Source organism: Chromobacterium haemolyticum, from assembly GCF_009936155.1.
Lineage (GTDB): Bacteria > Pseudomonadota > Gammaproteobacteria > Burkholderiales > Chromobacteriaceae > Chromobacterium > Chromobacterium haemolyticum.
In genome coordinates this window covers 3,660,703-3,676,063 of sequence record NZ_AP019312.1, presented here as the reverse complement: position 1 = coordinate 3,676,063, position 15,361 = coordinate 3,660,703, and the positions used below count along the sequence as shown (strand labels likewise).

12 protein-coding genes and 3 tRNA genes are annotated in these 15,361 nt (G+C 59.8%); 12 read left to right on the top strand and 3 right to left on the bottom strand.

Features of this window, described 5'->3' with window-relative positions; genetic code table 11:
- Positions 1 to 7: 7 nt before the first annotated feature.
- From GYH29_RS16850 to GYH29_RS16800, 11 genes are all read left to right on the top strand, one after another.
- Entirely contained in the window at positions 8 to 637 is a 630-nt protein-coding gene (locus tag GYH29_RS16850) for a YfgM family protein (protein ID WP_019104352.1), read from the top strand.
- Between the two features lie 4 nt (positions 638 to 641).
- A complete protein-coding gene (gene bamB / locus GYH29_RS16845) occupies positions 642 to 1,781 on the top strand; it encodes an outer membrane protein assembly factor BamB (protein WP_019104353.1) in 1,140 nt (379 codons plus the stop codon).
- A 13-nt stretch (positions 1,782 to 1,794) separates the two neighbouring features.
- Positions 1,795 to 3,222 (top strand): ribosome biogenesis GTPase Der, encoded by a 1,428-nt coding sequence (gene der / locus GYH29_RS16840; RefSeq protein ID WP_019104354.1) that lies wholly within the window; start codon positions 1,795 to 1,797, stop codon positions 3,220 to 3,222.
- 89 nt (positions 3,223 to 3,311) lie between these two features.
- On the top strand, positions 3,312 to 3,569 hold the full coding sequence (hfq, locus tag GYH29_RS16835; RefSeq protein ID WP_039756760.1) for an RNA chaperone Hfq: 258 nt from the start codon (positions 3,312 to 3,314) through the stop codon (positions 3,567 to 3,569).
- 97 nt (positions 3,570 to 3,666) lie between these two features.
- On the top strand, positions 3,667 to 4,797 hold the full coding sequence (gene hflX, locus GYH29_RS16830) for a ribosome rescue GTPase HflX (protein WP_081574731.1): 1,131 nt from the start codon (positions 3,667 to 3,669) through the stop codon (positions 4,795 to 4,797).
- Complete coding sequence (gene hflK / locus GYH29_RS16825; RefSeq protein WP_043594440.1) at positions 4,784 to 5,998, top strand: FtsH protease activity modulator HflK; 1,215 nt, start codon at positions 4,784 to 4,786, stop codon at positions 5,996 to 5,998. Before hflX ends, hflK begins: the two co-directional genes overlap by 14 nt.
- 3 nt (positions 5,999 to 6,001) lie before the next feature.
- The gene (hflC, locus tag GYH29_RS16820) at positions 6,002 to 6,883 is read left to right on the top strand and encodes a protease modulator HflC (protein ID WP_039756762.1); all 882 of its coding nucleotides are present in this window, start codon (positions 6,002 to 6,004) and stop codon (positions 6,881 to 6,883) included.
- Positions 6,884 to 7,009: 126 nt separating this feature from the next.
- A complete protein-coding gene (locus GYH29_RS16815) occupies positions 7,010 to 8,161 on the top strand; it encodes an ATP phosphoribosyltransferase regulatory subunit (RefSeq protein ID WP_043594438.1) in 1,152 nt (383 codons plus the stop codon).
- Between the two features lie 34 nt (positions 8,162 to 8,195).
- On the top strand, positions 8,196 to 9,491 hold the full coding sequence (locus GYH29_RS16810) for an adenylosuccinate synthase (RefSeq protein ID WP_019104360.1): 1,296 nt from the start codon (positions 8,196 to 8,198) through the stop codon (positions 9,489 to 9,491).
- A 102-nt stretch (positions 9,492 to 9,593) separates the two neighbouring features.
- Complete coding sequence (locus tag GYH29_RS16805; RefSeq protein WP_019104361.1) at positions 9,594 to 10,643, top strand: oxidoreductase; 1,050 nt, start codon at positions 9,594 to 9,596, stop codon at positions 10,641 to 10,643.
- 112 nt (positions 10,644 to 10,755) lie between these two features.
- A complete protein-coding gene (locus GYH29_RS16800; protein WP_232060413.1) occupies positions 10,756 to 12,147 on the top strand; it encodes an MFS transporter in 1,392 nt (463 codons plus the stop codon).
- 47 nt (positions 12,148 to 12,194) lie between these two features.
- On the opposite strand, the gene GYH29_RS16795 is transcribed toward GYH29_RS16800, so the two are convergent.
- The 3 genes from GYH29_RS16795 to GYH29_RS16785 form a co-directional block, all read right to left on the bottom strand.
- Positions 12,195 to 12,281: transfer RNA gene (locus GYH29_RS16795), tRNA-Leu, on the bottom strand.
- A gap of 64 nt (positions 12,282 to 12,345) precedes the next feature.
- Positions 12,346 to 12,432, bottom strand: a tRNA-Leu gene (locus GYH29_RS16790).
- A gap of 55 nt (positions 12,433 to 12,487) precedes the next feature.
- Positions 12,488 to 12,574, bottom strand: a tRNA-Leu gene (locus GYH29_RS16785).
- A 73-nt stretch (positions 12,575 to 12,647) separates the two neighbouring features.
- On the opposite strand from GYH29_RS16785, the gene rnr reads away from it, so the two are divergent.
- Complete coding sequence (gene rnr, locus GYH29_RS16780) at positions 12,648 to 15,326, top strand: ribonuclease R (protein ID WP_161524158.1); 2,679 nt, start codon at positions 12,648 to 12,650, stop codon at positions 15,324 to 15,326.
- Positions 15,327 to 15,361 lie beyond the last annotated feature (35 nt).

The window sequence follows — 15,361 nt, the reverse complement described above, 5'->3', positions numbered from 1 at the left end:
GGGCGCAATGGCGTTCGACTTGCAGGAACAAGAACAGATTGATTCGATCAAGGCCTTCTGGCAGCAGTGGGGCAAGCTGATCGCCGGCGTGCTGGCGGCGTCCGCCATTGCCTATCTGGGTTTCAAAGGCTACCGCTATCATCAGGAGCAGCAGGCGCAAAAAGCGGCGGCCGCGTACGAGAACATCGACGCGGCGGTAGCCGCCAAGGACATTGCCAAGTTGAAGTCGGCGGTAACCCTGTTGCAGAACGACTTCGGCTCCTCGGCCTATGCCACGCGGGGCTCGCTGATTCTGGCCAAGGCCGCTTTCGACAAGAGCGACCTTGCGTTGGCCAAGAGTCAGTTGGAGTGGGTGCTGGCCAATAGCAAGGACGAATCGGTAAGCGCCATCGCCCGTCTGCGCCTGGCTTCCTTGCTGCTGGACCTGAAAACTTACGATGCCGCGATCGCCGAACTGAACAAGGAACACCCCGCCGGTTTCGACGCGTTGTTCCTGGACTTGAAGGGCGATGTGCTGGTCGCCAAGGGCGACGCCGCAGCTGCGCGCGACGCCTACAAATCGGCGCTGGCCAAGTTGGTGGGCGATTCGCCCAACCGCCAGTTCATCCAGACCAAACTTGATGCGCTGGGAGGCTGATCGCATGCGCCGCCAATTGTTGCTGACCGCTGTGCTGTCCTCCTCGCTGCTGGCCGGTTGCGCCAGCTGGTTTGAAGGCAATACCCAGTTCAAGCCCACTCCGCTTGCCGCGATCAAACCCTTGCAGGGTTTGGACGTTAAATGGACGGCGACTCAGGCCGCGCCGGCTGCCGGCTTCCTGCCGGTATACGCCAACGGCCTGGTGGTGAGCGCCGACGCCGATGGCCGCGTGCGCAGCATCGACGCCCTTAGCGGCCGCGTTAGCGCGGACGTGGACCTGAAGCGCAAGCTGAGCGCAGGTGTCGCCGTGGCTGGCGATATGGTGCTGGTGGGCACTCAGGACGCCAAGTTGTTGGCGGTGGAGCGCGCCAGCGGCAAAGTGCTGTGGCAACAGCCGCTGACCAGCTTGATGCTGGAGGCTCCGCAGGTGGCCGGCGACATGGTGCTGGTGCGCACCAACGACGCGCGCCTGACCGGGTTCTCCCTGAGCGACGGTGGCAAGCAGCTGTGGTCCAGCGGCAATGTGCTGCCGCAGCTGACCGTGCGCAACAACGGCTCGATGCAGGCGGTGGGCAAGGAAGCGGTGATGGTGGGGCAAGCTGGCGGCCGCCTGGACATCATCAACCCGCAGACCGGCAACGCCTTGTGGCAGGGCGCGGTGGCCAATCCGCGCGGCGCCACCGAACTGGAACGGATGACCGACGTGACTTCGCGGCCGGTGTTCGACGCCGGCCAGGTGTGCGCGGTGGCCTATCAGGGACGAGTGGCCTGCTTTGAGGCGCGTTCCGGCAATTTGCTGTGGGCGCGTGAAATTTCCTCCAGCCGCGGCCTGGCCGTGGATGGACGCAATGTCTACGTGACCGCGGAAGACGGCTCTGTCTGGGCGTTTGACCGCGGCACCGGCCGCAATATTTGGAAAACCGACGACCTGAAATATCGGGACGTCACCGGCCCCGCGTTGTTGGGCCGCTTCGTGTTGGTTGGCGATGGCGAAGGTTACGCCCATCTGCTATCCAATGAGAGCGGCAGCATCGTAGGCCGAGTCAAGGTCGGGTCCGCCCTGGCCAATCAACCGGTGTCGCTGGGTTCGTCCGCCTTGATGCAAGGCAAGGACGGGCGTCTGGCGATGCTGACTTTGGGATAATAAAGCAGTATTCATGAAACCTACCGTAGCTCTGGTCGGCCGCCCCAATGTGGGCAAGTCGACCTTATTCAACCGGCTGACCCGCAGCCGCGACGCCCTGGTCGCCGACCAGCCCGGCCTGACGCGCGATCGCCACTATGGCCATGGCCGCGTGGGCGAGAAGCCGTATCTGGTGGTCGATACCGGCGGCTTCGAGCCGGTGGTGGACGAAGGCATCCTGTTTGAGATGGCCAAGCAGACGCTTCAGGCCGTGGACGAAGCCGATGCCGTGGTGTTCCTGGTGGATGGTCGAAACGGCCTGACGCCGCAAGATAAAATCATCGCCAACCGTTTGCGCCAGTTGCAGCGTCCGGTCTTCCTCGCCGTCAACAAGGCGGAAGGGATGCGCCACGCCATCGCCGGCGCGGAATTCCACGAGCTCGCGCTGGGCGAGCCGTTGGTGATCTCCGCCGCTCATGGCGACGGCGTGCGCGAATTGATGGAATTGGTGCTGGCGGACTTCCCCGAAGAAGTGGAGGAAGAGGCCTCGCGCCATCCCAAATTCGCGGTGATCGGCCGGCCCAATGTCGGCAAGTCCACCCTGGTCAACGCCATCTTGGGCGAAGAGCGCGTCATCGCCTTTGACCAGGCGGGCACCACTCGCGACAGCATATATATTGATTTTGAGCGAGATGGCCATACCTACACCATCATTGACACCGCCGGCGTGCGTCGTCGGGCCAAGGTCAGCGAGATGCTGGAGAAGTTCTCGGTGATCAAGACCATGAAGGCGATCGAAGACGCCAACGTGGCGGTGCTGGTGCTGGATGCCCAACTGGATATCTCCGAGCAGGATGCCACCATCGCCGGTTTTGCTTTGGAAGCGGGCCGGGCACTGGTGGTGGCGGTGAATAAATGGGACAACCTGGACGGGGAGCAAAAGGAAACAGTGCGCCGCGAGATCGCGCGCAAACTGAACTTCCTGGATTTTGCAAAGTTCCATTACATCTCCGCCATTGAAGGCCGCGGCGTGGCAGACTTGTTCAAGTCCATCGACGAGGCCTACAAGGCGGCCATGGCCAAACTGGCCACGCCCAAGCTGACTCGAGTGCTGCAAGTGGCGCTGGAACGTCAGCAGCCTCCGCGCTCAGGTCTGATTCGCCCGAAGATGCGCTATGCGCACCAGGGAGGGCAGAACCCGCCCATTATTGTTGTGCACGGCAATGCGCTGGATGCGGTGCCGAACAGTTATACCCGCTATCTGGAACATACTTTCCGGAAAGTGTTCAAGCTGCAGGGCACGCCGTTGCGCGTGCAGTACAAGTCTTCGGAAAATCCGTTCGACACCGACGACGGCAAGGAGAAGTCCCGAGCCAAGCCCAAGCCGATGTCCAAAATGCGCGGACGCGAAAAAGAAGTGCGTTACGGCAAGAACGGCAAGGGCAGCAGCAGTAAAAAATAGTACGCCGGGATGTTTTCTGCTAATAATAAGCAGACAACCGGGCTGTAAGGTTCAGTTAATACAACAATCAACGATTCGGAGAATAACGAATGAGCTCTAAAGGGCAAATGTTACAAGACCCGTTCCTGAACATCCTGCGTAAGGAACATGTGCCGGTGTCCATCTACCTGGTGAACGGCATTAAACTTCAGGGTCAGGTAGAATCCTTTGACCAATACGTGGTGCTGTTGAAAAACACGGTGACCCAGATGGTATACAAACACGCCATTTCCACCGTCGTCCCCGCCCGTCCGGTCAATCTTCCCCATGAACACCCGGTGCAAAAGCAGGAGCAGCAAGACGCCTAAAGCGTTGCTGTGCTTGTAACCGGGCCGATCGGCCGCGCCAATCAGGCGCGGCTTGTCGGCCTTTAATCTTTTGCGCCCCAACTATGGTTTCCGAATAGTGTTTGATCGTCCCGACTTAGGCGACCAGGCGGTTCTGGTCTGCCTGGATTTTGGAGATGCCGATTACCAGGAAAACATCGCCGAGTGCGCCGAGCTGGTCAAGAGCGCCGGCGTCGAGGTGATGGGCGTGGTGCAGGGCAAGCGACAGCGGCCGGACGCCGCGTTGTTCGCGGGCAAGGGCAAGGTTGAGGAAATCGGCCTGCTGGTGCGCGCCACTGATGCCAATGTAGTGATATTCAACCATGCCTTGGCGCCTGGTCAGGAGCGCAATCTGGAGCGGGCGCTGCAGTGTCGCGTCATCGACCGCAACAGTCTGATTCTGGATATTTTCGCGCAGCGCGCGCGCAGCCATGAGGGCAAGCTGCAAGTCGAATTGGCCCAGCTGTCCCATATGTCTACCCGCCTGGTGCGCGGCTGGACCCACTTGGAGCGGCAAAAGGGTGGCATTGGCCTGCGCGGCCCCGGCGAAACTCAGCTTGAAACCGACCGTCGGCTGCTGGGCATCCGTGTCAAGGCGCTGAAAGAGCGTCTGGCCCAAGTGCAAAGACAACGCAATACTCAGCGCAAAGGGCGCGGGCGAGCCGGCATTGCTTCGGTGTCCATCGTCGGCTACACCAACGCCGGCAAGTCCACCTTGTTCAATGCGCTGACCAAGGCGCGCATCTATGCCGCGGACCAGCTATTCGCTACGCTGGACACTACCAGCCGCAAGCTGTTTCTTAACCACGAGACATCCATCGTGATTTCCGATACGGTGGGCTTCATCCGCGATCTGCCCCACACTCTGGTGGCCGCGTTCCGCGCGACCCTGGAAGAAACCGTGCGTGCGGACCTTTTGCTGCATGTGGTGGATTGCTCCAGCGATATGCGCGATGTGCAGATCGAGGAAGTCAACAAAGTGTTGGCGGAGATCGGTGCGGACGGCATTCCGCAATTGCTGGTCTGGAACAAGTGCGATTTGCGCGAAATGGAGCCGGAGATTGAGCGCGACGCGACGGGCCGTCCGGTTTCTGTGCGGGTTTCGGCCCTGACCGGCGCCGGCCTGGAACTCTTGCGCGCGGCGGTTGCCGAATGCGTGCATCCTTCCCAAAACAACCATAAAGACTATTACGAGCATGTCGCAGAATGACCCTAACCGAGGCCGCCGAGGCAATGAAGGGCCGCCGGACCTCGATGAAGTATTCCGCAACCTAAATCAGAAGCTGTCGAGGCTGCTGGGCGCCAAGGGCAGCGGTGCCGGCGGAGGCCCTGCGTCCAGCGCCAAGCCGCCGTTCAAAGGCGGCGCTGTCGCCGTGGTCGGTGTATTGGCCGCGCTGTGGCTGGCCAGCGGTTTCTACGTGGTGGACGCCCGCGAGCAAGGCGTGGTGCTGCGTCTGGGCAGCTTCAACCGGGTAACAGAGCCGGGGCTGCAATGGCACGCGCCGTTCCCGATTGAAAAGGTGGAGATCGTTAACCTGACCGAAGTGCGCAGCGTGGAAGTCGGCTACCGCAATACCGCCCAAACGCGGGTTGCGGAAGAGTCGCTGATGCTGACCTCGGACCAGAACATCATCGATGTCCAACTGTCGGTGCAATACGACATCAAGGACGCGCGCGCCTTCCTGTTCAACAACGCTTCGCGCGAGCGCGACGCGAAGGATATCGTCAAGCAAGCGACCGAAACCGCGATCCGCGAAGTGGTGGGCCGCAACAAGGTCGATTTCGTGCTGAACGAAGGGCGAACTCAGATCGCGGTGGACACCCAGAAGTTGATTCAGGAAGTGCTGGATCGCTACTCTTTGGGCGTGCGCATCGCCAAAGTCAACATCAATGCTGTGCAGCCGCCCGAGCAAGTGTTGGCGGCCTTCGACGATGCGGTGAAGGCTGGTCAGGACAAGGACAAGCTGCGTAACGAAGGTCTGGCTTACGCCAACGAGGTGCTGCCCAAAGCCCAGGGTCTGGCCGCGCGCCTGCAGCAGGAGGCCGAAGCCTACGAGCAGAAAGTCGTCTCCCGCGCGGAAGGCGACGCATCCCGCTTCAAGCAAGTGTTGTCTGAATACAACAAGGCGCCCAAGGTCATGCGCGATCGCCTGTATCTGGACATGATGCAGCAGATCATGAGCAATACCACCAAGGTGGTGGTGGATCAGAAGGGCGGCAACAATCTGTTATACCTGCCCTTGGACAAGCTGATTCAGCAGAGCAGCCCGGGAGCCTCGGGCGCGGCGGCGTCCGTCGCCGGGGCTGCGTCGCAGCCGCCAGAGCCTACGCCGCCAGCCGCTCAGGCCGGCAATGGCAAAGGGGGGCGGGACGTGACCCGCGGACGTGATTTTTTTGGGGCGGAGCGATAAGCAATGGATAGACTGATTCCGACTGTAGTTGCCATAGCCGGTGTGCTATTTGTTGCCAGCCTGTCGCTGTTCACCGTGGATCAGCGCCAATACGCGCTGGTTTTCCAGTTTGGCGAAGTGGTGCGCATCATCAAGGAGCCGGGCATCCAGTTCAAGGTGCCGCTGTTGCAGAACGTGCGTTATTTCGATCGCCGCGTGCAGACCATCGACGCCGAGGCGCCGGAATTGTTCAACACCCGCGAGAAAAAGAACGTGTTGGTGGATAGTTTCGTCAAATGGCGGGTGGTGGACGTTGAGCAGTTCTATAAGAGCGTGGGCTCCGAGGCCGCCGCTGTGGCGCGTTTGAAACAGACCATCAATGACGGGCTGCGCGCGGAATTCGGCCAAAAGATGGTTGCCGACGTCATTTCCGGCAAGCGCGACCAGGTGATGGATACAGTTCGCAAGCGCGCGGACGCGGATGCGCGTAAAATAGGCGTACAAATTCTCGACGTGCGCTTAAAACGAGTCGATTTTCCGGATAAAATAAGCAGTTCGGTTTTCGATCGCATGCAGTCCGAGCGCCGCACCGTAGCCAGCCAGTTGCGCAGCGAGGGCGCTGCGGACGCAGAGCGTATCCGGGCTGAAGCGGATAAGCAGCGCGAAGTGGTTCTGGCCGAAGCGTATCGCCAGGCTCAGGACTTGAAGGGCAAGGGCGATGCCAAGGCGGCGGCGATCTACGCCGAGGCTTACGGCAGGAACCCGGACTTCTACGCCTTCTGGCGCAGCATGGACGCCTACAAGGAGTCGTTCAAGAACAAGAGCGACGTCTTGGTGCTGGAGCCGAGCAGCGAGTTCTTCAAGTATTTCAAGAACCCGCAGTCTGGAGCGGCCAAGGCCAAGTAAACGGTCAAGGCTGGCGAAAGACGCCACGCAAAACAATCGGAGTATGGAACACTGGCCGGGGCGACCTGGCCAGTTTGCTGATAACAAGGCGGGGGCTTCCCGCCTTTTATTCTGTTGAAAAGAATCATGCGTAATTGGCTGTTACCGGAATACATCGCGGATATTCTGCCCGCCACCGCGCGCCAGGTGGAGTCCGCCAAGGCGGCGATGCTGGAAGGCTTTCGCGTGGCGGGCTACGAGTTGGTGCTGCCGCCGCTGATCGAGTACATCGATTCACTGGTCAGCGAGGAAGACGCTTCGCTCGAGCTCAAAACCTTCAAGCTGGACGATCAGTTGTCCGGCCGACAAATGGGCTTGCGCGCCGACATCACGCCCCAAGTGTCCCGCATTGATGCGCATCTGCTTGGCGAGCGCACCGGAGTGACTCGGCTGTGCTACGCCGGCAGCGTGGTGCATACCCGGCCGGACGGCCTGGCCAGCTCCCGCGAGCCGCTGCAAGTGGGGGCGGAGTTGTACGGCTACGCCGGCATCGAGGCTGACCTGGAAATCATCGAATTGATGCTGGGCACCTTGGAGCGCGCCGGCGTGTCCGGCCTGCGGCTGGACATCGGGCATATGGCGATTTATCGCGGCATTGCCGCCGCCGCCGGTTTGTCGGGGGAGACCAGCCGGGCGCTGTTCGCCAAGCTGCAGAGCAAGGACTTGGCCAGCATTCGCGAGTTGGTCTGCGATGTCGCCGAACCGTACCGCAGCGCTTTTCTGGCCTTGCCGGAATTGTATGGTCCGATCGAAGAGCTGGACCGGGCGCGCTCCCGTCTACCGTCCTTGCCCGAGGTGGAGCTTGGCTTGATGCAGCTGTCCGCGGTAGCTAAGGCGCTGGAGGGCCGGGTGGCCCTGAGTTTCGATCTGACCGAATTGCGCGGCACTCAGTATCACAACGGTCTGCTGTTCGCAGCCTATGCTGAGGGCTGGGCCGAGGAGTTGGCGCGCGGCGGGCGCTACGATAATGTCGGCCGCCGTTTTGGCCGCGCCCGACCAGCGACTGGCTTCAGTCTGGATTTGCGCGACTTGATCCGCATCCTGCCCGAGCAAGGCTCGGTCAGGGGGATTCGCCTGGCCGGCAAGCACTGGCCCCAGGCGCGGGCCGAAGTGGCTCGCCTGCGCGAGGCGGGCGAAATGGTGGTGATTGATTATCTGGGCGAGTCCGCCCAGGCTTTGAATTGTGATCGCGAGCTGACCCCGGACGGCTCGGATTGGCATGTGGTTTCATTTAACTGATTTTTGAATCTGACTGAAGAAGAGGTTTTTTCCAATGTCCAAGAACGTTGTCGTGATCGGTACCCAGTGGGGTGATGAAGGCAAGGGCAAGATCGTTGACTGGCTGACCGACCACGCGCGTGCCGTGGTTCGCTTCCAAGGCGGCCACAACGCGGGCCACACTCTGGTGGTGGGCGGCAAGAAAACTGTGCTGCGCCTGATTCCGTCCGGCATTCTGCGTGATGATGTCGAGTGCTTTATCGGCAATGGCGTGGTGTTGTCCCCGGAAGCCTTGCTCAAGGAGATCGACGAGCTGGAAACCGCCGGCGTTAACGTCGCCGCTCGCCTGAAAATTTCCGAAGGCTGCCCGCTGATCCTGCCGTACCACGTCGCTTTGGATCAGGCTCGCGAAGCCGCCAAGGGCGCCGGCAAGATCGGCACCACCGGCCGCGGCATCGGCCCCTGCTATGAAGACAAGGTGGCGCGCCGTGCCTTGAAGGTGATCGACCTGTTCGACACCGCACGCTTTGCCGAAAAGTTGAAGGAAAACGTCGAATACTACAACTTCATGCTGACCAAGCTGTTCCAGGCTGAGCCGGTGAGCTTCGACGCCATCCTGGCCGACACCTTGAAACTGGCCGAGCGCATCAAGCCGATGGTGGCCGATGTATCCCGCACCCTGTACGACATGAACCAGGCGGATATCCCGCTGCTGTTCGAAGGCGCGCAAGGCACCCTGCTGGACATCGACCACGGCACCTATCCGTACGTGACCTCGTCCAACTGCGTGGCCGGCGCCGCAGCGCCGGGCGCCGGCGTGGCTCCGCAAATGCTCAACTATGTGCTGGGCATCGTGAAGGGCTACACCACCCGCGTGGGTTCTGGTCCGTTCCCGACGGAGCAAGAGAACGATATCGGCATGTTCCTGGCCAAACGCGGCAATGAATTCGGTTCGGTCACCGGCCGCCCGCGCCGCTGTGGCTGGTTCGACGCCGCCGCGCTCAAGCGTTCTATCCAGATCAACGGTGTGTCCGGCTTGTGCGTGACTAAGCTGGATGTGATGGATGGTCTGGAAGAGATCAAACTGTGCGTGGGTTACACCCTGGACGGTGAAAAGGTGGATATCCTGCCGTTTGGCTCCGACGCGGTCAGCAAGTGCGTGCCGGTATATGAAACCATGCCCGGCTGGAGCGAAAGCACCTTCGGCGCCAAGCGCTGGGAAGATCTGCCGGCCAACGCCCAGGCTTACCTGACCCGTATCGCGGAAGTGTGCGGCGCGCCTGTGGACATCATCTCCACTGGTCCTGACCGTGAAGAAACCATCGTGATGCGTCATCCCTTCGGTCTCTAAGTCCGATTTGGCTCATCGCCGGAAACCCGCCTGCCAGGCGGGTTTTTTCATGCTCGCGGCGGGCGTAGACTGTTTGGATTCTGGTTTCCGAAAGCAAAACACATGCAGCCATTGAATGTCGCCTTGGTGGGCTACGGTTATGCAGGCAAGACTTTTCACGCGCCCTTGATCTCCGCCACGCCCGAGCTGAAGCTGGCCGCCGTGGTCAGCAGCCGGCCGGACGAGGTGAGGGCGGATTGGCCGCAGGTGCCGGTGCTGGCCGGTTTAGAGCAGGCCTTGCTTGACCCCGCCATCGATATGCTTGTTATCGCCAGCCCCAACCGATTGCATTATCCGCAGGCGCGCTCGGGTTTGATGGCAGGTAAGCACGTGGTGGTGGACAAGCCGTTCACAGTAACGCAGGCGGAGGCGCGGGAGTTGTGCTTGATGGCTGAGCGGCCGGGCAGCCCGCTGTTATCGGTGTTTCACAATCGACGTTGGGATGCTGATTTTCTGGCGCTCAAGGCCTTGTTGGCTGGCGGTGAGCTGGGGGCGCTCAGCCATTTCGAGTCCCATTTCAACCGTTATCGGCCGCAGGTCCGCGCGCGTTGGCGCGAGCAGGACCAACCGGGAGCAGGGCTGTGGTACGACCTGGGACCGCACTTGCTCGATCAGGCCTTGCAGTTGCTGGGCTGGCCGCAGACGATTTATGCAAGCTTGTTCAAACAAAGGGCAGGGGCGCAGGCGACGGACTACTTTCACGTACAGCTGGGCTATGCGGAGTATCAGGCGGTGCTGCACGGCTCCTGCTTGGTCAGCGGCGGGGCTCCGCGCTTTAGTTTGCACGGTACGCTCGCCAGTTACGTCAAATTCGGCTTGGACAGTCAGGAAGACTATTTGAAGCATGGCGGCCGCCCTGGCGAAACGGGCTGGGGCGTGGACCTTGCTCCGGGCGTCTTGTTCCGTCAGCGGGACGACGGAGAAATGAGGGAGCCGCGGCCGTCGCCCTTGGGCGATTATTGCGATTTCTACCGTGGGGTGGCTCGCGCCGCGCAAGGCTTGGGGTCTAATCCGGTGACGGCGAGGGAAGCGTGGAGAGTGATGGCCTTGCTGGAACAGGGGGAGCAGAGCGCGCGGGAAGGGCGACGTCTGTTTTGTCTCCCGGTCGCTTGAGAGCGGCCCCGGCTTTCGCTTTACGTTTCGACATCATTTGCGCCGCCCTGTCTCCTTGTCCCAGCGGCAGCCGGTGCTACACTGGCGTTTCCTTTCCTGAAATTTTATCGTCATGCAGCTTAAGCTCGCCGCCGGCATGGTGACCCCGTTGATCGTGGCCACCGCCTTGTTCATGGAGAACATGGACGCCACCGTGATCTCCACCTCTTTGCCGGCTATCGCGCGCGACCTGTTGGTTGAGCCGATTGGTTTGAAGTTGGCGCTGACGTCTTATCTGGTCGGCTTGGCCGTGTTTATCCCCATTAGCGGCTGGATGGCGGACCGTTTTGGCTCGCGGCGTATTTTCCGCGCTGCTATTGCCGTTTTTGTATTGGGTTCGGTGTTGTGCGCGCTTGGCAATACATTGGGCGGCTTTGTGCTGGCGCGCTTTGTGCAAGGTATCGGCGGCGCAATGATGGTGCCGGTGGGGCGTTTAGTGATTTTGCGCACCACGGCGAAAGCGGATTTGGTGCGGGCGCTCAGTTATTTGACGGTTCCCGCTTTGCTGGGGCCGGTCATCGGGCCACCCTTGGGTGGTTTCATCAGCACCTATCTGCACTGGCGCTGGATATTCTTGATCAATATTCCTATTGGCGTGCTGGGCTGGGTGCTTGCCAAGCGTCACATCGAAGACTTGAAGGACGAACAAGTGCCGCCGCTGGACTGGCTGGGCTTTGCCTTGAGCGGAGTCGGTTTGTCCTTGTTGATGCTGGGTCTGGCTTCCGAAGGCAAGCATTTGATCTCGGCGCAATGGTCGGCGCTGCTAGCGGTGATTGGCGCCGGTTTGCTGTGGCTTTATCTGCTGCATTATCGTCGCGCGGTTCATGCCTTGCTGGACTTGTCCTTGTTGCGCTTGCCCACTTTTCATGCCGGCGTGGTAGGCGGCTTCGTGTTCCGAGTCGGCATCGGCGCCACGCCCTTCTTGTTACCACTGATGTTACAACTGGGCCTGGGTCTCAATCCTTTTGTCTCCGGTTTGCTGACCTGTTCTACCGCGGTGGGCGCCATTTTCATGAAGACGCTGGTGATGCGCATATTGCGGCGTTACGGTTTCCGCAGGGTATTGATGGTTAATAGCGTGTTGGCGGGCCTTTCCATCGCGGCGTATGCATTGTTCTACGAGGCGCCGAGCTATGTTTGGATGTTGCTGGTCTTCGTATTGGGAGGTTGTCTCCGCTCTTTGCAGTTCACCAGCCTGAACGCGATTTCTTTTGCCGAGGTTGAGGCGGGAAGCATGAGCCATGCCACCAGTCTTTCAGGGGTAGCGCAGCAGTTGGCTGCGGGTTGCGGGGTGACGGCAGGGGCTTTTGTTGTGCAGGGAGTGAGCGGGTTGCAGGGGCATGCAGCCTTGACCGTGATCGATTTCGCCTGGGCTTTCGCCATTATGGGCGCCTTGACCATGTTGTCCGGCCTGATGTTCGCTACGTTGGATCCGCGAGCCGGGGAAGAGTTGGCCTCGCGCTGAAGGGAAAATGCAAAACCCCCGTTGATCATAAATCAACGGGGGTTTATTGGTGCCCAAGAGAAGACTCGAACTTCCACACCCTTGCGGGCGCTAGGACCTGAACCTAGTGCGTCTACCAATTCCGCCACCTGGGCATAAAACTTAAATTGTTTCACTACTGGACTACGATATAAACATCATCGGAGTCAATTAAACTGTTGGTGCCCAAGAGAAGACTCGAACTTCCACACCCTTGCGGGCGCTAGGACCTGAACCTAGTGCGTCTACCAATTCCGCCACCTGGGCCAACCAGATTGTTACTATACAGAGCGAGCATCACGATTACAATAGAGTAAATCAGTGGTGCCCAAGAGAAGACTCGAACTTCCACACCCTTGCGGGCGCTAGGACCTGAACCTAGTGCGTCTACCAATTCCGCCACCTGGGCTTCGCTTTGCTGTATTATTTCGCTGCATCTCTGCAACGAGATGCGAATTATAGACATATTCTTGAGGGTGTCAATGGCTAGAACACAAAAAAAACAAAAGACCCTGTCCCTCCGCGAACAGGACCCCTTCCTGGAACGGGAAAAACTTAAATATTCCAATCCCTTGCCGAGCCGAGAGTTCGTTTTAAAGATTTTGGCCGAGCAGGGGGTGCCGCTATTTCCTGATGAATTGGCGCGCATGTTGTCGATTACGCGAGCTGAATCTATTTATTTCGAACGCCGCTTGCGGGCAATGGAGCGAGACGGCGAAGTCATCATCAATCGCAAAGGCGCAGTCTGCGTCGCTCAAAAGCTGGACTTGATCAAGTGCAAAGTGTCCGGTCACCGCGATGGCTACGGTTTTGCCATCCCGGATGAAAGCGAAGGCCAGGGCGGAGATATTTTCCTGCCAGAGCGGGAAATGAAAAAAGCGATGCATGGCGATCGGGTGATGGTCCGCCCGTCCGGCCTTGATCGCCGAGGCCGGCAGGAAGGCAAGATCGTCGAGGTGTTGGATCATGTGGTGACGCGGTTGGTCGGCCGCATCAACCGTGTCCGGGGCGTGTGGGTGGTGACGGCGGAAGACCGCCGCATCAACCACGACATTCTGATTGAGCCGGGTGGAGAGGCGGGCGCCAAGGACGGCCAGGTAGTCATGGTGGAAATCCTTCAATATCCGGATGCCTACCGTCAGCCTGTTGGCCAAGTAGTGGAAGTGTTGGGTAATTACGCCGATCCCGGAATGGAAATCGAGATCGCGCTGCGTAAGCACGATCTGCCTCATCAATTCCCTGAGGCAGCGTTGGCGCAAGCAAAGGCGACACCGAAAAAGGTGCGTAAGAAAGATTGGACCAAGGATCGAGTCGACCTGCGTGATCTGCCCTTGGTGACGATAGACGGTGAAACCGCGCGCGACTTCGATGATGCCGTGTATGCGGAGAAGCAGGGCAAGGGCTTCCGTTTGATCGTGGCGATTGCCGACGTCAGCTTTTACGTAGAGCCCGGCGACGCTTTGGATCAGGAAGCGCTTAACCGCGGCACTTCGGTCTATTTTCCGCGCCGCGTCATTCCGATGCTGCCGGAAGCCCTGTCCAACGGGATCTGCTCGCTGAATCCGGATGTGGAGCGGATGTGTATGGTCTGCGATATGCAGATCAACGCCAAGGGCGTGGTCAAGCGCTATCAGTTCTATCCGGCGGTGATGCTGTCCAAGGCGAGGTTGACCTACAACCAGGTTTGGGAGTGGATTCAGAAGGGAAGCGACAGTCCGGTGTTGCCGCAGATCCAGACCTTGTACTCGTTGTTCAAGGTGTTGCTTGCGGCGCGCAGTCAGCGCGGGGCGATCGAGTTCGACTCGGTGGAAACTCAGATGATCTTCAACGACGCGGGCAAGATCGAACGCATCGTGCCCGTTGTGCGCAACGACGCTCACCGCCTGATTGAAGAGTGCATGCTGGCGGCCAACGTTTGTGCCGCTGATTTCCTGGAGAAGAACGGGCACAAAGCCTTGTATCGGGTGCATGAGGGGCCGACTGAAGAGAAGCTGGAGAATCTGCGCAACTATCTGCGCCTGGTCGGCTTGAGCTTGGGCGGCGGTGAAAAACCCACCGCTAAAGACTATGCCAAATTGGCCGAGCAGATTCATGGACGGCCCGACGCGCCGGTGCTGCAGACCATGTTGCTGCGCTCCATGCAGCAAGCGGTTTATACCCCGGACAATAACGGCCACTTTGGTCTGGCTTACGGGGCCTACGCTCATTTCACTTCTCCGATTCGCCGCTACCCGGACCTGTTGGTGCATCGCTCGATCAAGGCTGTACTTAAAGGCGGTAAATACAAGCCTGGCAAGTGGGCGCAACTGGGCGTGCATTGTTCAATGACCGAACGCCGGGCGGACGATGCCAGCCGTGATGTGGAGTCCTGGCTGAAAACCTACTATATGCGAGACAAGGTGGGTGAGATCTTCAAGGGCAAGATCTGTGCGGTGACCAGCTTTGGCGTATTCGTGTTGTTGGATGATGTGTATGTCGAGGGTTTGGTGCATATCTCGGAGTTGGGCAAGGACTACTTCCACTTCAAGAAGGACGTCCAGGCGATCGTCGGGGAGAAAAGCGGCATGCAATACCGCTTGGGCGATACTCTGACTGTGAAGGTAATGAGCGCTAACCTGGAAAGTGCCCAAGTCGACTTCGCTCTGGTCAAAGAGGGTGACTTGCAGATCCCGAGACCGGTTCCCGCGCGTAGTGTTGGGGCGCGCCCAGCTGGTCCGCGTAGGGGCTCCGAGTCCAAGCCCGTGGAAGCGAAGCCCTCTGCATTGCCGGCTGCGCCCAAGGGGCGAAGCCGGGGGGCTGTCCAATCGCCGGTGCCTAAGCCAGTGGTGAATCAGCCCGTAGCGAGTAAGCCAGTAGCGAGTAAGCCAGTAGCGAGTAAGCCAGCAGCTAGCGCCGCGGGCAAGCCTGTTGAAAATAAGCCCGTGTCGAACCAGGCGGTTCCGAAAGTCGCTGCCGCGACGCCAGCGACGGCCAAACCCGTTGTTAAGCGGTCTGCGGCATCCAAGTCGGTGCCTGCGGCGTCTGCGCCGGCAGTCGAGGTTTCTGCGGACAAGTCTGGTGCTATGGTTCGCAAGCCTTCAGTTGAGGAGACTCCGCCTGCCCCGCGTCAACGCAAGCCGTCAACGCGTCGGAGCAGCAGTAAGCGTCGTAGCGAGGACTGATCTTTCGGAGGCGCTTCTATATAAATAGGTGTATC